Here is a 19,919-nt window from a genome sequence, read left to right as displayed (position 1 = left end):
GTTATACTGATTTAGAATGAAACATTAAGACCCAAACCAAAACTACGGACACCAGGGATACTACTAACCTCTGTAAACGAGTTAGTACCTTGTGTAGATTCCGGTGTTACATTCGGAATTGCCTTATAAATATAGCACAAGTTGTTTGCAAAAGCATTGATACGTGCACTTTGAATCTTGAATTTTGACAAGAAGCTTTTCGGTAAATTGTAATTAAACGACAAAGAACGCAAAGCTATATAATCACTTTTATAAATCTGATCTTCTGACAAATCCATACCTCCTTGCCAGTATAACTGGCTATAATATTGTTCAGCAGTAATCAGTTTTTCATTCTGTTTTCCATCACTCGTTACACCCGGTGTGATTACACCATCATGCAGGATGAATGGATAAAATGAATCAGCAGGAACAGCTGCAGAGTGGCTATCTAACAGGATACGCTCTCCAGCAGTATTCACATAATAAGGCAGACCGCCACGTGCTTCATCACGATACTTTAATGATTCAACACCGGAACCATTACCCAACAAAAACATGTTTGTCTGAGAAATCATAGTTGCCCCGAATTGGAAGTCAAATACAGCACTCAAAGAAAAATCTTTATATGAAAGACTAGTTGTAAGACCACCAACAACATCCGGAGTAATTTTTCCAACTTTGATCATCTGTGTTTTATCAAAGTCCCAAACACCGGTTCCCTGATTAACGATACGGTTGCCATTTTCGTCACGCTGATATGGATAAATATAGATTTCACCATATTCACCATTAGGAATACTCCGAACAGAAGCACCCGTTGCACCCCACATATCCAACTGATTGATACCTTTACCTAACTTCTTTACTTTTGTTGAATAATTTGCCAAATTAAATCCGACTTCCCATGTCCAGTCTTTAGTCATGATCGGCTTTGTATTTACAGAAAATTCAATACCACTCTGAGCGATATCACCAGCATTCATACGAACCTCTGTCAAACCAGAAGAAGAAGGTACTGTTAACTTTGTGATCTGGTCATAGGTATTATTATGGAAGAAAGAGAAATCTACGCCGATACGGTTACCTGGTAAAAATGCACCTTCCAAACCAATTTCATATTCACGCTTACGTTCAGGTTTCAAATTGGGAACCGGGAATCCGCCATTGGCAGAGGCGAAGTCTGCAGGTGGCAAATAATCCGGTAAAGACATGGTAGGCTGTCCACCATACGCACCTAACGAGAAGTCTACGTTTCCATAATAACGAGGTCCAGGGCGACCTACATCGGCCCAAGAAGCACGTACCTTACCAAAGTTCAAGCTTGGAATATCGAATGCTTCCGTGAAGATCCATGATAAACTGGCTCCTGGATAAAAATAATGATTATTTTCAGGAGGAAGAATAGAAGACCAGTCATTACGAGCCTGAATTTCCAAGTAAACCTGGTTGGCATAAGCTAATTGAGCAGAAGCGAACACACTTAACAACAAATCATTTCCACGGGTACGACTTGAACGAGGACCAAAATCCTCACGAGTATTACTCAAAGAAAACCAGTTTTCAATAGCGAAAGTTTCCTGCACAGATTGTTCCTGATATTCTTCTTTATTATACTTAACAGCACCACCGACCATAGCTGACAAATCCCAAACATCATTAAATGTCTGATTGTAATTAAAAGAAGACTGGCCATACATAATCATATTACGTTTACTTGCAATCTGATACCAACCTTGCTTATTTTCATAAGACAACGGTTTGCTGACATGTTGCTTAATTTCCTGATCAGAAACTGTCCAGTCAATACCTCCCAACGTAGTCCAGGAGAACTTATCATTGAATGTAACATCAACGTTCAATGACTGAATCAAGTGATTACGGTCATAGTCATTTGAATTACGTAATTGTGCCCAATAATAATCAGAGAAATAACTGGTATAAGGAGCCATCTGCGTAACTGAATTATTCATGCTGAAATAATTGTAACCTTCATCTGTCAAATACATATCTTTGATCAGGTTGACATCCTGTTCACGCGGGAAACCATAGGTTGCAAAACTTTGCATGGCGTACGGAGCATTATGATCCTTCGTATTCGAAAAGTTGGTGTTCATTTTCACCTTAATCCAATCGTTTGCTTTCAGGTCTGCAGCAAAACTAAATGAGTGAGCTTTGTTATCTGCACCATAAGAGATAGCATTGTAATCACGATAGTTGTATGACAAACGGAAAGATCCCAAATCACCTCCATTGCTCAATGCAAAATTCACATTAGTCTGACCACCTGTACGGTACAAATCCCTTTGATTATTTCTCTGAGCAGAATAAGAATGATACTGTCCATCCCACCATAATAACTGACGGCCATCCAAACGCGGACCAAAATTATAACTGGAACCTCTCCACAATGACTCAACTGTTTGTCCGGTATTTGGATCGGTCATTGTATAGAAACCATCTTTGGAGATTTCTTTTAAAGCAGCAGTACCTGCACTCGAACCTGTACCGAATTCATTCTGTAATTCAGGCAGATAAGCAGCAATATTCCAAGAATGATTGATACCAAAATCAATACCTAATCCTTTTTTACCGCCGGTTTTAGTAGTAATCAACATAACACCATTAGCACCTTCCGATCCATACAAAACGGCCGCTTTTGCACCTTTCAGGATTTCAATAGAAGCGATGTCTTCCGGATTGATGTCATTCAAACCTGTACCATGGTCACCACCGGTACGGCTATTAGTAGACTGTCCTGTATTTTCATCATGAATAGGAATACCATCCACTACAATCAATGGACGAGTAGAAGAATCTTCTGTCAAAGAAATAGCATTACGAACTTTAATGTTCATACCACCAGAAGGACCGGAAGCAGTAGATTGTAACTGCAAACCAGAAGTTTTACCATACAAAGCTTGCATAGCATTCATCGGCGTACCGGCTTCGGTCAGTTCTTCACCTTTTACACTACTTACTGAATAACCCAGTGCTTTCTTTTCGCGTTTGATACCCAAAGCTGTTACAACAACTTCGTCCAGTTTCTGAGCATCTTCAGCCATTTTCACTTGTAAAGCAGGTTGACCAGTATACTTGATTTCCTGGGTAGCATACCCGATAAAAGAAATCTGAATAATGTCACCGCTCTTCACACCTTCCAATGTAAAGTTACCGTCCATATCGGTAATCGATCCATTAGTTGTACCTTTCACTACGACAGATGCTCCGGCAACAGGACCGAATTCATCTTCAACTACTCCCGTCACTTTCCCATTCTGTTGGGAAATACTGGTTTTTGGCATTGCTGCAACCGTATCCGCAGACACATATCCGGGGATACCTAGTGTTCCGGCTAACAGCAATAAGCCCACAGGCTTAAAGTTTTTCAACATAATTGATGGTTTTATTTGAACATAAAATAGACACTGCTTTGGCGAAACAATGGTCTGTTCTAAATCTCTTTGGATATAATTCGCAGTAATATTTTAGAAACTAGTGTGTATTTTAGTTGGCGTTACCTCAGTTCTAAAAGAACTCTGTACATTTTATATCCGCGACAAATATATGAAATAATTATTACCCAGTGTTATTTTTCGTCAAAAAATTATCACAAGATTTTGTTTTTAACACATTGGCTAACAATAATCCATCGTAATTAAGTTAACAGGACACTTGATTTACGGTTCATATGTTAATATAGATTTACAAAACTTCTCTGAAGAAATATGATTACATTTTCCTGTTAACATTTATAAGGTGTCTATATTTTACTCAAAAATCAGGAAAAGATAATTCTATTTGCAAAGTGAGATATATACATAAAATTCATATCATACTACAAAACAACATATTATGCAATAGGCAGATTTCTAAATAATTAGCTATAATTACTTAAGTTCTTTTAGTACTTATATCCATCTTTTTATTTTTAACCGAAATAACTATAGTCCTTTTAGAACTATGATGATCGCTAAACACAATTTTAGACAGATATTAAATTACAAGAGATATACAATAATACATCAAATTAAACATAGAAGTGCTTATTCGCCAAAATAACACTTCAGTAATCTAAAAACTATCAATTATGTTGAAAAACTTAAAGCCTGTCAGCTTAATTCTGATCGCTGGCGCACTCGGTTTCTCAGGGAGCGCATACGCAGATCTGATGCCAAGTAAGCAAAGTACCGGGATTACCCAACAGAATGGGAGAGTCACCGGAGTAGTAGAGGACAACTTCGGACCCGTTGCCGGAGCCTCTATAGTTGTGAAGGGAACCACAAATGGTACCATTACCGACGTGAACGGTAATTTTACACTGGAAAACGTGCAAAACGGAGCCACCATCCAGGTCTCGTTTATCGGCTACGCCACACAGGAAATCCGGTATACCGGACAGTCCTCTCTTCGTGTGTCGTTAAAGGAAGATTCACAAGCTCTGGATGAAGTGGTTGTTACCGCTTTGGGTATGAAACGCGAAACGAAAGCATTGGGATATGCCGTTACCGAATTAAAAGGTGAAGAATTGCTGAACAACGCAATCAACCCGGTCTCTGCTTTACAGGGTAAAGTGGCAGGGGTTGAAATTGCCGGTTCCGACGGTGGTATGTTCGGTGCAACCAAGATCCAGATCCGTGGTGCATCTACACTGGGTAAAAACAACCAGCCTATTTATGTAGTAGACGGCGTTATCCTGGATAACGCGATCCGCGACGGGGATGCAGACTGGACAGCTCATAATTACGACTACGGTAATGAGTTGAAGAACCTGAACCCGGACGACTTCGAGACAGTGTCTGTTCTGAAAGGTGCAGCCGCTACCGCCCTTTACGGTTCACGCGGTTTGAACGGTGCAGTCGTTATCACGACGAAATCGGGTAAAGGCAAACAGGGTATCGGTGTGAACGTTTCGCAGACGTTCGGTATCGACCATATGTTCAAACAACCGAAGTTGCAGAATAAATACGGACGCGGAAACTATACCGGTAATGTCGGCTATGGTGAAACCGATGCCAGTGGAAACTATTATCTGTATGACAACATCGGCCAGTTCCATCTGAATTCAGCCGGTAATCCGACTCTTACAGGCGGAACAGGTCGTCATTGGGGACCGGCATTCGACGGACGCGACATTGAAAACTATGACTATTCGACAATTGCCTACAGTCCGGTTGAGAATAACTTTAAGGATGCGTATAATTTAGGATTCAACAGCAATACGAACGTATCCGTCAGCGGTAGCAGCGAAAAGACCTCTTTCTATACTTCTCTGTCTTATAAGTATGCAAGCGGTACATTACCGAACAACAGCTTCGATCGTACATCGTTCCTGGCTAAGGCATCCCATAAGATTACCGACAAGATCGAAGTGGAAGCATCTATTGCTTTCGCCAATTCAAATCCGAAGAATGCGCAGCCGAATATCGGTGAGTTGTTCGTAGACGGTACCTGGGGACGTACATACGATACACAGTATTTCCGTAAACGTTATAAAGGAACTCACGGCGGTCTGGCAAGTGCCAGCTATGGCGACGAATACGGTAACAACCCGGGAAGAAGTACCTGGTGGGCGATTTATGAAAATGACTATTCACAGAAAGAAACTTCTGTACGTCCGACATTGGTATTGAATATGGAACTGACCGACTGGATGAAATTCCGTGCGGAAGGTAACTACAACTATTATTACAGACGTTACGAAGAGAAACAGCCCGGCTCCGACTATGCAAACAAGAAGAGCGGTTATTATGGAATGGGACTGTACACAAAGGAACAGACCAACCTGAATGCCGCGTTTACGTTCAACAAGAGTGTGGGCGATTTCACATTCGGCGGGTTCATCCGTGGTGAATATTTCAACAATATGCAACAGACCATGGCTGAAAATACAAACGGCGGTCTGGTTGTTCCTAACCAGTATTTTATTGCAAACTCTATCAATACGCCGTCTTACAGCGGTAAGATAGAAGGGGAAAAACGTATGCTGTCTTTATCCTTCCAGGCAAGTGCCAGCTGGAAAGACCAGCTCTTCCTGGATGTGACCGGACGTAATGACTGGTCGTCTGCCCTGGTTTATTCGGATACACATGGTAACTACTCCTATTTCTATCCGTCTATTTCCGCATCCTGGCTGGCTCACGAAACGTTCCGCGAACAGCTTCCGGAATGGATCTCTTTTGCCAAACTGCGCGGATCATGGGCACAGGTTGGTAATGACACGGATGCTTATACGATCAACTCGGCTTATTCATTGCTGACTGCCCAGTTACAAGGAGGCGGTAACGTATATGCTCTGAGTATCCCGTCGACAGCTTATTCTACGAACCTGAAACCAGAACGTAAGAATGCCTGGGAAATTGGTCTGGACTGGCGCTTCCTGTCTAACCGTATCGGTATCGACATGACTTATTATAAGGAAAATACAAAGGACCAGATCATGTCGATCAGCGTTCCGGGTATCTCCGGTATCAGCAATCAGCATATCAATGCCGGTAATATCGAAAACAAGGGGCTGGAAATTGCCTTGAATACGACACCGTTCAAAAACAAAGACTGGCAGTGGGATTTGAACTTTACGTACACCAAGAACAACAATAAAATCGTTGAACTGCACCCGAATGTAGCCGATTACATAGAGTTGTCCGGTAGTGTCGCATATGGAAACTATCGCATTGGCTCGGTGGCAAAAGTAGGTGAATCTTATGGGGTATTGATGAGTGACTCGAAAGCAAAGATCGACGAAAAGACCGGCCTGCCTATATTGAACGCCACTTCTTATTATGGCGGCGACAGAGGTATGCATGCCATGTATTACCAGCGTAGCGGTGAAGCGGAAGTGGTTGGTTCGATGGTTCCTGACTTCCTGGGTTCTGTAAGTACTTCGCTTACGTATAAAAACTGGAGTCTGCGTGCTTTGTTCGATATGCGTTTCGGAGGTTATGTAGCGTCTTATGCAAACCGTTACGGTCTGGCATACGGTTTTACGGAAAGCTCCCTGAAATGGCGTGACGCAGAAAACGGCGGTATGAGCTATACTTCCATCTGGGACGGTCAGCAGTATAACGACGGTTTGATTCCGGTAGGTCTGATCGAAGGCGGAACATCTATTCCTCTTCCTGACGGAAGCGCTTATACGGTAGCTGCCGGTGGCGAAACATACCAGGCTTTGTATGACAAGGGCCTCGTAGACCCACAGCATGCTTCGGCATGGCATTACTGGAACAATGCATGGGGAACAGGTGTCGTGAACGACGATTGGGTGAAGAAACTGAATTACATCGCAGTACGTGAAATCACCGTATCTTACAGAATGCCTAACAAGATTGCACACAAACTGGGGGCACAACATCTGAACCTGTCGGTATCCGGACGTAACCTGGGTTATCTGCTGAATACGATGCCGAATAAGATCAACCCGGAATCTGTCCGCGGTACATCTGCTTCCGAGTTCCGTATCCGTTCTTTCAACGGCTTGACTGCTAACTACACATTTACTATTAATGTTGGATTCTAAACAAAACAAGAAACTTTAAATTAATTGAGACATGAACAAATATAGTAATATATTAATGGGATTCGGCCTGAGTGCAGCCTTGGTATGCACCACCGGATGCCGTGATGATTTCGCAGATATCAACTCCAGCCCTTCGCAGGTGACTGTGGGTGACCCGTCTTATCTGTTCGCAATGGCCGCTATGGACTTTGAACCTTTTGGATATACATTCTGGTTTTATGACGCACCGATGTTGACATCATGGAGTCAGATGGCGGTACCGACCGGCAGCTTTACCGAAAGCTCCGCATTGACGACTGTTACTGGTGGCGTAAGCTATGTGAACACTTTGAAACTGGCACACGAAATCACTTATTTACGTTCGAACATGAGCGAGGAAGATGCAGCCAAACATGCCGTAACAGCCGCATGCGTAGATGTTCTTACTACTTATCTGGCACTTTCAAGCAGCGATATCAATGGAGATATTCAGTTTACGGAAGCCGGCAATGCCTTACATGGCGGTACTCTGACCCCGGCTTACGACAGAATTGCCGATCTGTACACGCTGTGGTTGGATCAATTAAATTCAGCTATTACAACATTCACGACTGCCACCGACCAGATTTTTACAAACGAGCAGGATATCGTTTATAAAGGCGACCGTGCCAAGTGGGCCAAAATGGCTAATTCGCTGAAACTAAGAATTGCTGCCCGTTTGATATCTCAGGATAAAGCAAGAGCTCTGACTATTGCTTCGGAAGTCGCAAATGCTTCCTGCGGCTATATCGATTCTTTGGATGATGCCATGTTGTTCAACAAAAGTGTCGTAAACTCAAGCAGTGACGATTACATTTACCACTGGAGTAACGGATTTATGGACGGAATGGCTTCCAACCAGCGTATAGTAGATTTCATGCTTGAAAACAAAGACCCTCGCGTTCGTTTCCTTTATCGTAAAAACGACTGGAACTCTAAAATCATTCAGGAATTCTACGATCAGGGCAAGGCGATTCCTTCCTATATCGAAGAAAACGTTGAATATACCACGTCCGGCGGAAAGAAAACATTCGTGAAATGGAAAGGAATGGGTGAACCTTGGGTTCGTTATTACGGCCTTCCGGTTGAATATAATGCCAAAAACAATTCGGCTGTTTACGGTGAATGGTTTGACTATGAAAACCGTTACAAGATTACCGACGAAAACGGCCAGAGTGCAAAAAGCTATCGCCCCTACTCTATGTACCAGCATCAGATGGTTATCGGACGTTACTATAATTTCACCCTGCCAACAGTTCCCGGCGGTCCTGTAATCACCAAAAACGACAGCCGTCCCTGGTACGGTTTGTATCTGGGTGGAAGTGAGGTAAACCTGTATCTGGCTGAGTTCAAACTATTAGGAGCAAACTTGCCCGGTACGGCTGAAAGCTATTTCACACAAGGTGTTAAACTGTCTGTTCAGGAATATGATAAGGTAGCCGGATTAAACCAGATCGCTTATTACGGTACTACTTATGATTATGATCCGAATGAAGTTTCCATCGAACTGAAAAGCGGAGAGATCGAAGCGATGCTGGCATCAGACGATTACCAGTTGACCGGTTCAGCCAGCGAACAACTGGAAAAAGTATACTTGCAGCAGTTGATCAACTTTACCATGTATCCTTACGATCAGTTTGTTACCGCCCGTCGTTCAGGCTTGCCTAAATTCAATTCACAGTTTATCAGCCGTGAGAATTATGCTTCTATTCCTGTGACCAACTTCCCGCGTCGTTTCCAGACTGGTGTTCCTAACGAGATGAGCCAGTTGTACCAGATCCAGAGAGATGCGTATGCAGCACAGGGTTACACCATCACAGGTGCCGGTGATGCGAATACATCTATTCTGAATTCAGAACGTACATGGCAGGATCAGGGTGCTCCGCAATGGGGTGAAGGGCCAAAGAATTAATTCCTATTAATAACCTCGAAAGAGTAGTTACAGATTCTGTAACTGCTCTTTCACATATTCTACAACAATGAGAACATACCTGTTAATCACCATCCTGTGCTGTATAGCAACCGTAGGTAGTGTTAATGCACAGAAGAAACGTCAGATGCTTTTCGAAGATTACTCGAAGGGTGTCGTGTTAATGAAGAACAACTCCAAGACAATGGCAGAACTCAATTACGATGCCGGCAATCAGAAGATGATGTTCAAAAACGGTTCGGAAGAAATGCTCCTTACCAACGTTGCCCAGATCGATACGGTCTATATTGGAAATGCCAAATTCATTCCAACCGGATCCAGTTTCTATGAGATACTACAGATACCGAATGGTCTTATCGGTATAAACTGGTTGTTGAAGAATACTTCCCAGGGATATAAAAATGCTTTCGGCGTAACGCAACAGGCTAAAGTGGAAACTTTAAATACGAACCAGTTAAACTATAGCACTTACGAAAATCAATACACGGAAGTGTATAAGCTCGCCAATCAGAATGAATATTGCATATTCCGTGATGGTACTCCGTTGAAATTCAAAAATAAGAAATCGCTATTAAAACTCTTTCCCGGCAAAGAGAACCTCATCGAAACTTATATAAAAGAAACGAAAACAGACATGAAGAATGCAAAAGATGTCATCACACTTGTCAATTATTGCCTGGGATTATAATCAGGTTAAATAAAAAACGGGTGATCCTGCTTTTTATGACAGCGTCACCCGTTTTACATTATATATCAGAACTTGTAAAGCGTCTCTATAAAAGTGACGCCGGATTACGAAATTCTTTTTAGGATTACTCAAAACTTTTTACGGTCAAAGTAAACTGAAGCGTTGAGCACAACGGAATATACGGATAAGGATAATCCTTTTCTCCATAGCCTAACTGATAAGGAATAATAGTTTCCACTCTTTCTCCTTTATGGGTTTGCAACAAAAGAGCAGCCAATCCCTTGATCAAATCCGGACTATCCAGATCGAATGTCATTTCTACGGGATTTCCCTTGCTATCTCCGACAATCTGATCCTTAGAGACAGGTAATATCCCCAACATCGAAACTTTCGCATCCGAGTCTATCGTCGGAACAGAATCGACCTGGCCAACTTCCAATACACGGTATAACAAGGTATCATCCTCCACAACCAACTGTTGATATAATAATTGTCCATCCTCTTCCACAATCGCCTTCCTTTCCTGGAAATATGCCTGATTCTGAGCAATCCAAAGTTTCTCTGCTTCCGTATGAGCAGGTATCGTCTTTCCCTCATCATCACTGCAAGCTACCAAACCGGTAACCATCACCACCACCCAACATAGGGCTACATAAATTGATTTCATTCTTTACTCACATGATTAAATTCAACATTAATACTTCTTTTCATTCGCCAGATTCCACATATTCAGGAAAGAGGCTTTCGTTATATCAACTATTTTATTCCAATTGATCTTTTCTACATGGTCACTCGGCATATGATAGTCCGGATGACCGTTGGTATGATACCAGATAATAGGGATCTCACGTTTGGCAAAAGAACCATTGTCACTCCCTCCTACCGGTTTGTCCCAGGCATGATAAATTGGCTTCAGGTTCAGGTTGTATTTCTTGATGTCATTCTTCAGCCAATCCCCGAAAGCCTTGTTTGCTTCTGTATAGAAATAATCGACCTGCTCAGGAACCGCCTCATTCGAGTTACGACCGATCATATCATAATTCAAATATCCTTTAATATCTTTCAGGAAAGAACAGTTCTGCACAAAATACTCTGAGCCCAGCAATCCTTTCTCTTCCCCGTCCCAGAAAGCAAAGATCACGGTACGTTCCGGTTGTTGGCCCGATGCCAGGAAAGCCTTCGCTACCTGCAGAACAGCCGATACCCCGGAAGCATTATCATCGGCACCATTATAGATCTGGTCGCCGTCCAGCATCGGATCAAATCCCAGGTGATCGTAATGGGCACCGATAATAACATATTCATTCGGATTCTTTCCTTCTATCTTTCCCAGGATATTGCGCATGGATAATTTCTGATGTACTCCTTGTTTCAACTGAGCGATCGAATCCGGATGTACCTGGAAACGTCCTCGCTTCTGGCGTTCTTTATTATAAGCTTCAAAAGGTTGATAATAAGATTCATTCAAAGGTGCAATCCCCATTGTCTTCAGATTGGATACGATATACTCTCCGGCAATACGTCCTCCCTGGAAACCGGCTTCACGCCCTTCCAGTTCGTCACTGGCCAGAAAACCGATATATGCCTCCGCATTCTCTTTATTGATTACATTCAGTCCTTTTTCAATAGGCGACTGTGCCCAAAGGGTTGTAGATAGCATAACGGATGCTACAAATAAACCTACTCTTTTCATCGTATGATTGTGTTTTACAAATTATTGGAAATAATATAGTTTCAGCTTTCGCGTACAAAGATAGTGCAAATAAGAGCAGAAGCAAAACTTGTTTTGATTATGCCAAATACAGCCTATCTTCGTTTACCAAGGCAAAGATAGAAGATAAATTGAAGAATTGTAAGGGCTATAAAATAAAAAAAGGCTAATCTTCACTGATCTGCCAGTGTCGAATGCCCATCTTTTGTCTCTCACCAGTCTTTAAAAGACTTTGGTGAAGAGAAAACATCTAATAATATACTAATCTTTTTGTTTAATTTTTTGCGTTAGCGCCCATTTCTTCTAATAGGCGGCGGATTTCAGCATTTACTCGCTGACTCATTGTACCATTTCTCATTGACTGATAACGATCAGCCTGATAACGCAACATCGCTAAAGCACGAAGATTTTCTTCATTTCTACTTGTCATCATAATCTTTACATTTTTATGTCTTCCACGCTTGGAAGACTCATTAATAATTAACCTAAACTCTAATCTTTTCTTTTTGTTTACAATGCAAAGATAGACATTATATTCAAAACTATGCTATAAAACATATAAATAATTTCTATCTTTACATTTATTTAATTTATAGTCATATCTTTTTAGAAGCTAAACTTCCTGTTTCACCTCTGTCAATTCGCCTGTAACTGAATTAATTACAAAGCCTCTAACCGTTATATCGGAAGGGATCAACGGATGATGAAGAACCTGATTCACTGTATTCCTAACAGAACCTTCTGACGAGTCGAAACCATGTAGCCAGTCTTTAAAGTCGACTCCGCAATAACGTATCATATCGATACGATCGGCAGGAATGCCCCGTTTCTTCATGGCTTCTATCATCGTATCGCTATCCATATGTTGTGCGCCACAATCCGAATGTCCGATGATCATGATCTCAGTTACCCCCAAATCATAGATGGCAACCAACAAACTGCGTATCACACTACCAAACGGATGCGAAATGACTGCTCCGGCATTCTTTATGACTTTCACATCACCGTTCTTGATACCCAATGAGGCAGGAAGAAGTTCTGTCAGGCGAGTATCCATACAAGATACAATCGCAATTTTCTTATCCGGATACTTATTCGTGATAAACTTTTCGTATCCTTTGTTCTTTACGAACTCTTTATTAAATACTAGTAATTCGTCAATCATATGTTTACTTCTTAGTATAGAAACAACTTACGATCAGATAATGTTCAAATGTTTCAACGCTTTGAATATTCCGTCCTCATCGACAGAATCGGTTACATAATCGGCATATCGTTTCACATCGTCTTCCGCATTTCCCATAGCCACGCCAATTCCGGCATGTTCAAGCATGGCAACATCATTGCCGCCATCACCGAATGCTACACATTCATTCAACGGTATCCTGAAATATTCCAGCATCTTATCGATCCCGATTCGCTTGCTGCTCCCGGCAGGAACAACATCTGTAAATAAAGGATTCCAACGGGTCGATTCACAATGAGACAAAATCTGCATGATCTTTTTCTCCTGATCGGCAGTAAAGAAAGAAACAAGCTGGTAAACGGTCTCACCCCGTATTTCACTCATCGGACGGATAGGCGGCTCCGGAAAATTCAACATATTGAATATCTCTTCCACCGTTTCATCCTTATAATTCATATAGATATCTTTCTCCCGGACAAATGCACATGGAAAAGATTCTTCCGTTTCCATATAACGGATCAGGGCTTCGACATCCCTGTCAGGAATACTGTGTTTATAAATGACTTTATCGCCGGCAAAGCAATATCCCCCGTTCAATGTAACGTATCCGTCAAACTGTAAATCTCCCAGATTGTTGATAGAACTGAAGTGCCGCCCTGTAGCTATAAAAACTTTAATACCTTTCTTTCTTAACATATCCAATGCTTCGATAGTTGACTGCGGAACTTCGTGGGTCTTAAAACTAACCAATGTCCCGTCTATATCGAAAAAAACTGCCTTAACCATACTTTTTAATAACCTAAATTTGATACAAAGATAAGAATAAATAAACACATGCATATTTTATATACCTTTGTAAGTAAGATCTTAATAACAATTTAATAGGTAAACTATGGAATACAGACAATTAGGAGGATCAGGACTATACGTGCCGGTTCTCTGTTTAGGAACTGCTACTTTTGGAGGTACAAATGGTTTCGAAGGTTGGGGACATACCCAGGTAGAAGAAGCCAGACGCATGATAAACCGTTGCCTCGACGCAGGCGTGAATCTGTTTGATACGGCGGATGCATACTCAGACGGATTATCTGAAAAGATATTGGGTAAAGCGATGGAGGGATTGAGAAATAAGTTACTGATCTCAACTAAAGCGACATTCAACCTGAATCCGGAAAGCCGTAATGCAATGGGGTCTTCCCGTTTTCATCTGATTGAAGCTTGCGAAGCCAGCCTGAAGCGGCTGAATACCGATCACATAGATATTTATCACATGCACGGGTTCGATGCCAATACTCCGGTAGAGGAAACGCTTCGCGCATTGGACGATCTGATCACAGCCGGTAAAATACGGTATATTGCCTGTTCGAATTTCTCCGGATGGCATCTGATGAAAGCATTATCAGTCTCCGAACGATACGGCTGGAGCCGTTATGTGGCACAGCAGGTGCATTATTCATTGCTTAACAGGGAGTTTGAATGGGAGTTAATGCCACTGGGTATCGATCAGAAAGTCGGCTCTATTATCTGGAGTCCTCTTTCTGCCGGCCGCTTAGGTGGGAGATACAGAAGAAATAATCCGATACCGGCTGACGGACGTGTAGCTCGCGGCGGCAGCCCTATTCCAGACGAAGCGACATCTTACGAACGGTTGTACAATATTATGGATGTATTGGATGAAATAGCCGAAGAGACGGGACATACTGTTGCACAATGTGCGTTGAACTGGTTATTGCAACGTCCTACTGTTTCCAGCCTGATCATTGGAGCCAGCACAGAGGAACAATTAAAACAAAACCTGGAAGCTGTCGGGTGGAATCTGACACCGGAACAGGTAAAACGTTTAGATGATGCCAGCCAGGTCACTCCCGTTTATCCTTATTGGCATCAGGCACAGTTCCCATTCCTGAATGCACAGATTCAGTTTTAGAACCTCATTTAACTTCATAAAAAAACGGAACCTTCTTTCGAAGATTCCGTTTTTACTATTTAGATGATCAAATAATCAATTATTCTTCAACACCCCATTGCTGTTTAGCCAGACGCTTGTAGTTATTCAGTCTCCACTTAGCGTTGTCTTCAGCAGCCTGGAACAATTCGCCTGCTTCAGCCGGGAACTGTTTTGTCAGAGACGCGAAACGTACTTCACCCTTCAGGAAGTCCTGGAACTTACTCCAATCCGGTTCTTTGCTGTCCAAAGAGAACGGATTCTTGCCTTCTTCTTCCAATGCCGGGTTATAACGCCACAAGTGCCAGTAACCACATGCTACTGCATCTGCTTCTTCCTGCTGGCTCTTACCCATACCCTTCTTCAAACCGTGGTTGATACAAGGAGAGTAAGCGATGATCAATGAAGGACCGTCATAAGCTTCAGCTTCGCGGATCGCTTTCAATGTCTGTGCCTGGTCAGCACCCATTGCGATCTGGGCAACATATACGTAACCGTAAGTTGTAGCCATCAGCCCCAGATCTTTCTTACGTACTCTCTTACCAGCAGCTGCAAACTTAGCGATTGCACCGACCGGAGTAGCTTTAGAAGACTGACCACCAGTGTTAGAATAAACTTCGGTATCCAGAACCAGGATATTAACGTTCTTACCTGAAGCAATTACATGGTCGAGACCACCGTAACCGATATCATAAGAAGCACCGTCACCACCGATGATCCACTGTGAACGTTTTACCAGGAAGTGAGAAAGTTCCTTGATCTGTGCGCTAAGCGGACAGCCGTGAGTGATACCTTCTTCAGCAATAGCGATTATCTGAGGAGCCAGTTCTTTTGTCTTATCAGCATCGTTCTGGTTTTCAACCCATGCTTTCAACACTTCTTTCACTTCGGCAGGAGCATTTTCACCAGCGATAATTGCGTTCATTGCATTCGTCAGACGAGCACGCATCTTTTCGTTAGCCAGTTCCATACCCAGACCAAATTCACAGAAGTCTTCGAACAATGAGTTAGCCCAAGCCGGACCCTGTCCTTTTTCGTTTGTTGTATACGGAGTTGAAGGAACAGAACCTGAATAGATAGATGAACAACCTGTTGCGTTAGCTACCATTTCACGGTCACCGAACAACTGAGTTATCAATTTCACATACGGAGTTTCGCCACAACCGGAGCAAGCACCTGAGAACTCAAACAACGGAGTTGCAAACTGAGAGTTCTTCACGTTAGCTTTGATGTCAACCAGATGTTGTTTGCTTGTAACCTTTTCTGCACAGAAATCCCAGTTCGGAGCTTCGGCCAACTGAGTTTCCAGAGCAGCCATCTTAAGCGCTTTACCACCCTTCTTCGGATTACCCGGACAAACATCGGCACAGTTACCACAACCCAGACAGTCAAGAACGTCAACCTGGATACGGAACTGCATTCCTTCAAATTGTTTACCTGTAGCTTTCAAAGAGTTATTGAACGGAGCAGCAGCCTGTTCAGCAGCATCCAACACAAACGGACGGATAGAAGCGTGAGGACAAACATACGCACACTTGTTACACTGGATACAGTTATCCGGTTCCCAAACAGGAACAAAAGCAGCTACACCGCGTTTTTCGTATTTGGAAGTTCCCTGATGCCAAGTACCGTCTTCGATACCTTCGAATGCAGAAACCTTCAGCAGGTCACCATCCTGAGCATTGATAGGACGAACTACTTCGTTGATGAAAGCAGGATCGTTGTTTGCTACAACTTCATCATCCGGCAGGTTAGCCCATGACGGATCGACAGCAAGCTGAGTATATTCGCCACCACGATCGACAGCAGCATAGTTCTTATTAACTACATCTTCACCTTTCTTACCGTAAGACTTCACGATGAATTTCTTCATCTGTTCGATAGCCAGGTCAACAGGAATTACACCTGTGATACGGAAGAATGCAGACTGAAGGATTGTATTGGTACGGTTACCCAAACCGATTTCCAATGCAATCTGAGTTGCATTGATATAGTAAACAGTAATATTTTTCTGAGCGAAATAACGCTTTACCTTATTCGGCAGGTGTTTAGCCAACTCTTCGCCATTCCATACAGTGTTTAGCAGGAATGTACCGTTTTCACGCAAACCACGAGTTACATCGTACATACGCAGGTAAGCCTGAACGTGGCAAGCAACGAAGTTAGGCGTATTTACCAAATAAGTGGAACGGATCGGATGGTCACCGAAACGCAGGTGAGAACAAGTGAAACCACCAGACTTCTTAGAGTCATAAGAGAAATATGCCTGGCAATATTTATTTGTATTGTCACCGATGATCTTTACAGAGTTCTTGTTAGCACCGACAGTACCGTCAGCACCCAAACCGTAGAACTTAGCTTCGAACATGCCTTCACCACCCAAAGCGATTTCTTCTTTCTGAGGAAGAGAAGTAAATGTAACGTCGTCTACGATACCCAGTGTGAACTGGTTCTTCGGCATCGGCAATGCCAGGTTTTCATAAACGGCAAGGATCTGAGCAGGAGTAGTATCCTTAGAACCCAAACCATAACGGCCACCAACGATAACAGGAGCATTTTCTGTTCCGTAGTAGCAGTCTTTTACATCCAGATACAAAGGTTCGCCGGTAGCACCCGGTTCTTTTGTTCTGTCAAGAACAGCAATACGTTTCGCAGTCTTAGGAACAGCAGCCAGGAAGTGCTTAGCAGAGAACGGACGATACAAGTGAACAGAAACCAAACCAACTTTTTCACCCTGAGCCGTCAGGTGGTCGATAGCTTCACGGGCAGCTTCTGTTACAGAACCCATAGCAATAATTACGCGTTCTGCATCTTCTGCTCCGTAATAATCGAACAAACCATATTTGCGGCCTGTAAGTTTGGAGATTTCGTTCATATATTCTTCTACGATAGCAGGAACTGCTTCATAGTATTTGTTCGATGATTCTCTGTGCTGGAAGAAATGATCCGGGTTTTCAGCCATACCACGAGCTTCCGGTTTTTCCGGATTCAATGCACGTGCACGGAATTCAGCCAACGCCTTCTGGTCGATCAGCGGAGCCAGGTCATCATTTTCCAACGCTTCGATCTTCTGGATTTCGTGTGATGTACGGAAACCGTCGAAGAAGTTCACGAAAGGTACGCGAGACTTGATAGTAGCCAGATGAGCAACACCGGACAGGTCCATAACTTCCTGTACAGAACCTTCTGCCAACATTGCGAAACCTGTCTGACGGGCAGACATTACATCCTGATGGTCACCGAAGATACACAAAGCATGAGATGCCAATGTACGGGCAGACACATGGAATACGCAAGGAAGCAACTCACCAGCGATCTTATACATGTTCGGGATCATCAGCAACAATCCCTGAGAAGCTGTGTAAGTTGAAGTCAGGGCACCGGCTTGCAAAGAACCGTGAACTGCACCTGCAGCACCACCTTCCGATTGCATTTCCTGCACCAAAACCGTTTCGCCGAAGATGTTCTTACGTCCGGCGGCAGCCCATTCGTCTACATATTCTGCCATTGTAGACGACGGAGTGATGGGGTAGATAGCGGCTACCTCGCTGAACATATAGGAGATATGTGCAGCAGCCTGGTTACCATCACAGGTCAAAAATTTCTTCTGTTTTGTCATAGACTTTTACTATTAGTATTTAAAAGAATTTTATTAGTATAAAAAGCCAAAAAGCCAAAGCGGGATCATGTTGCCATCTCCTACTTCAACCTTATCAATAGCATAGTATAAATCGGGATTGTTTTTCACCTTCATACTTTCCTCTATCCTGAAATTATACTTTTCATTTACCAGAAAGTGAGCATTCTTTATTCCTTCATTCAGTCTATTGTCTTTCAAAAGCTGGTTATAGAAAAAAGATTCGCGCACTGCCTGTAGGTTAACCTCCATCGGACGGATGGGGTACATCAGATTCGAATTATACATATATACGGTAGAGGGCTTTTTCGGGAACGATTCGCCTACCGGATATAACATATTCATCAAACGGGCATCGGTCAGATACTTAATATAATTCATCACTGTCGCCCGAGATGTTTCTATATCTTTACTTAACTGACTTACATTCGGCGTACACGGCGCACTGATAGCCAGCAAATATAATAATTTTCGGAGCTTAGGCAAATAACTTTGCTCGATTTGTTTTATATATAAGACATCTACCTCCAACATCATATTCATTGTTTTCAGCAGATTCTCGGAGAAATTGCGTTTCTCCAGGAAAAAAGGATAAAAACCATGATGCAGGTAATCCTGAAAATAAGCCATCGGTTTGGCTACCGAACAGATATTACGGGCAATCTCCTGGTGGTTTGCGAGCACTTCCTCGAATGTGTAAGCCGGAAAATTGTTTCCCGACATCAGATTCAGAAACTCACGGAAAGAAAAACCACGCAAATTATATGAAACGACTTTACCCGAGAGATCCGGATTCTCTTCCTTCAACCGCATAACCGATGAACCGGAAAAGATAATCTTCAGATCTTCAAAATTATCATAACAGTAACGTAACTCTTTCGACCATCCTGAATATTTGAAAACCTGGTCGATCAACAGCACCTTCCCTCCTTTCGCTCTGAATTCAGAAGCGAAATCGACTAAAGTACGTTCTGTAAAATAAAAATGATTCAGATTAATATATAGGCACTCTTTATTATCAGCACCAAAATGTTCGCGGGCATAATCCAGTAAAAACGTAGTCTTACCTACTCCACGAGAGCCTTTGATACCGATCAACCGGTCATTCCAGTTAATCTCATCCATCAGCCCCCGGCGTACCGGTGCATGCAAATGTTCTACAAGGTATTTATGTGTTTTAAAGAATGCTTCCACCTTACTGTCTTACTATATAGGCCACAAAGATAGAAATTATCCTCTACTTTGCAATACCGAGATAGCAATTTTATTTTCAGTTGGCAATCTAAAGTTAACAATGCGTATTGACGTT

Annotated in this window: 12 protein-coding genes; 4 read left to right on the top strand and 8 right to left on the bottom strand. The window is 42.6% G+C overall.

Annotated elements, in window-relative coordinates:
- Window positions 1-11: 11 nt before the first annotated feature.
- Complete coding sequence (locus tag DWX23_RS08930) at window positions 12-3,374, bottom strand: SusC/RagA family TonB-linked outer membrane protein (RefSeq protein WP_122374226.1); 3,363 nt, start codon at window positions 3,372-3,374, stop codon at window positions 12-14.
- Between the two features lie 695 nt (window positions 3,375-4,069).
- On the opposite strand from DWX23_RS08930, the gene DWX23_RS08925 reads away from it, so the two are divergent.
- The 3 genes from DWX23_RS08925 (at window position 4,070) to DWX23_RS08915 (ending at window position 10,131) form a co-directional block, all read left to right on the top strand.
- On the top strand, window positions 4,070-7,495 hold the full coding sequence (locus DWX23_RS08925) for a SusC/RagA family TonB-linked outer membrane protein (protein WP_122374225.1): 3,426 nt from the start codon (window positions 4,070-4,072) through the stop codon (window positions 7,493-7,495).
- Between the two features lie 31 nt (window positions 7,496-7,526).
- Window positions 7,527-9,425 carry a SusD/RagB family nutrient-binding outer membrane lipoprotein gene (locus tag DWX23_RS08920; protein ID WP_122374224.1) on the top strand — a complete coding sequence of 633 codons (1,899 nt, stop codon included), beginning with the start codon at window positions 7,527-7,529 and terminating at the stop codon, window positions 9,423-9,425.
- A 67-nt stretch (window positions 9,426-9,492) separates the two neighbouring features.
- The gene (locus DWX23_RS08915; protein ID WP_147382529.1) at window positions 9,493-10,131 is read left to right on the top strand and encodes a hypothetical protein; all 639 of its coding nucleotides are present in this window, start codon (window positions 9,493-9,495) and stop codon (window positions 10,129-10,131) included.
- Window positions 10,132-10,255: 124 nt separating this feature from the next.
- Here the strand turns inward: DWX23_RS08915 and DWX23_RS08910 are convergent, their stop codons facing one another.
- The 5 genes from DWX23_RS08910 to DWX23_RS08895 all read right to left on the bottom strand — a co-directional run bounded on the left by DWX23_RS08910 (window position 10,256) and on the right by DWX23_RS08895 (window position 13,814).
- Window positions 10,256-10,798, bottom strand: a complete 543-nt coding sequence (locus DWX23_RS08910) for an FKBP-type peptidyl-prolyl cis-trans isomerase (RefSeq protein WP_122374222.1) — start codon at window positions 10,796-10,798, stop codon at window positions 10,256-10,258.
- Window positions 10,799-10,825: 27 nt separating this feature from the next.
- Entirely contained in the window at window positions 10,826-11,824 is a 999-nt protein-coding gene (locus DWX23_RS08905) for a M28 family metallopeptidase (RefSeq protein ID WP_122374221.1), read from the bottom strand.
- Between the two features lie 292 nt (window positions 11,825-12,116).
- Entirely contained in the window at window positions 12,117-12,275 is a 159-nt protein-coding gene (locus DWX23_RS24965; protein WP_165359927.1) for a hypothetical protein, read from the bottom strand.
- Window positions 12,276-12,455: 180 nt separating this feature from the next.
- Window positions 12,456-13,007 carry a carbonic anhydrase gene (locus DWX23_RS08900; protein WP_122354975.1) on the bottom strand — a complete coding sequence of 184 codons (552 nt, stop codon included), beginning with the start codon at window positions 13,005-13,007 and terminating at the stop codon, window positions 12,456-12,458.
- Between the two features lie 33 nt (window positions 13,008-13,040).
- On the bottom strand, window positions 13,041-13,814 hold the full coding sequence (locus tag DWX23_RS08895; RefSeq protein ID WP_122374220.1) for a Cof-type HAD-IIB family hydrolase: 774 nt from the start codon (window positions 13,812-13,814) through the stop codon (window positions 13,041-13,043).
- Window positions 13,815-13,920: 106 nt separating this feature from the next.
- On the opposite strand from DWX23_RS08895, the gene DWX23_RS08890 reads away from it, so the two are divergent.
- Complete coding sequence (locus tag DWX23_RS08890; RefSeq protein WP_122354979.1) at window positions 13,921-14,955, top strand: aldo/keto reductase; 1,035 nt, start codon at window positions 13,921-13,923, stop codon at window positions 14,953-14,955.
- A 79-nt stretch (window positions 14,956-15,034) separates the two neighbouring features.
- On the opposite strand, the gene nifJ is transcribed toward DWX23_RS08890, so the two are convergent.
- Entirely contained in the window at window positions 15,035-18,592 is a 3,558-nt protein-coding gene (gene nifJ, locus DWX23_RS08885) for a pyruvate:ferredoxin (flavodoxin) oxidoreductase (RefSeq protein WP_122374219.1), read from the bottom strand.
- A 33-nt stretch (window positions 18,593-18,625) separates the two neighbouring features.
- Window positions 18,626-19,804: an ATP-binding protein gene (locus DWX23_RS08880; RefSeq protein ID WP_122354983.1), complete on the bottom strand. Its 1,179-nt coding sequence runs from the start codon at window positions 19,802-19,804 to the stop codon at window positions 18,626-18,628.
- Window positions 19,805-19,919 lie beyond the last annotated feature (115 nt).

The organism is Parabacteroides sp. AF18-52 (genome assembly GCF_003479145.1).
Lineage (GTDB): Bacteria > Bacteroidota > Bacteroidia > Bacteroidales > Tannerellaceae > Parabacteroides > Parabacteroides faecis.
This window is presented reverse-complemented; position numbering and strand designations above follow the sequence as displayed.

Excerpts from the sequence above, each read along its gene's own strand:
- DWX23_RS08890 (WP_122354979.1), top strand. The coding sequence starts at position 13,921 with ATGGAATACAGACAATTAGGAGGATCAGGACTATACGTGCCGGTTCTC.
- DWX23_RS08915 (WP_147382529.1), top strand. The coding sequence starts at position 9,493 with ATGAGAACATACCTGTTAATCACCATCCTGTGCTGTATAGCAACCGTA.
- DWX23_RS08895 (WP_122374220.1), bottom strand. The coding sequence starts at position 13,814 with ATGGTTAAGGCAGTTTTTTTCGATATAGACGGGACATTGGTTAGTTTT.
- DWX23_RS08930 (WP_122374226.1), bottom strand. The coding sequence starts at position 3,374 with ATGTTGAAAAACTTTAAGCCTGTGGGCTTATTGCTGTTAGCCGGAACA.
- DWX23_RS08905 (WP_122374221.1), bottom strand. The coding sequence starts at position 11,824 with ATGAAAAGAGTAGGTTTATTTGTAGCATCCGTTATGCTATCTACAACC.
- nifJ (WP_122374219.1), bottom strand. The coding sequence starts at position 18,592 with ATGACAAAACAGAAGAAATTTTTGACCTGTGATGGTAACCAGGCTGCT.
- DWX23_RS08920 (WP_122374224.1), top strand. The coding sequence starts at position 7,527 with ATGAACAAATATAGTAATATATTAATGGGATTCGGCCTGAGTGCAGCC.
- DWX23_RS08900 (WP_122354975.1), bottom strand. The coding sequence starts at position 13,007 with ATGATTGACGAATTACTAGTATTTAATAAAGAGTTCGTAAAGAACAAA.
- DWX23_RS08910 (WP_122374222.1), bottom strand. The coding sequence starts at position 10,798 with ATGAAATCAATTTATGTAGCCCTATGTTGGGTGGTGGTGATGGTTACC.
- DWX23_RS08925 (WP_122374225.1), top strand. The coding sequence starts at position 4,070 with ATGTTGAAAAACTTAAAGCCTGTCAGCTTAATTCTGATCGCTGGCGCA.
- DWX23_RS24965 (WP_165359927.1), bottom strand. The coding sequence starts at position 12,275 with ATGATGACAAGTAGAAATGAAGAAAATCTTCGTGCTTTAGCGATGTTG.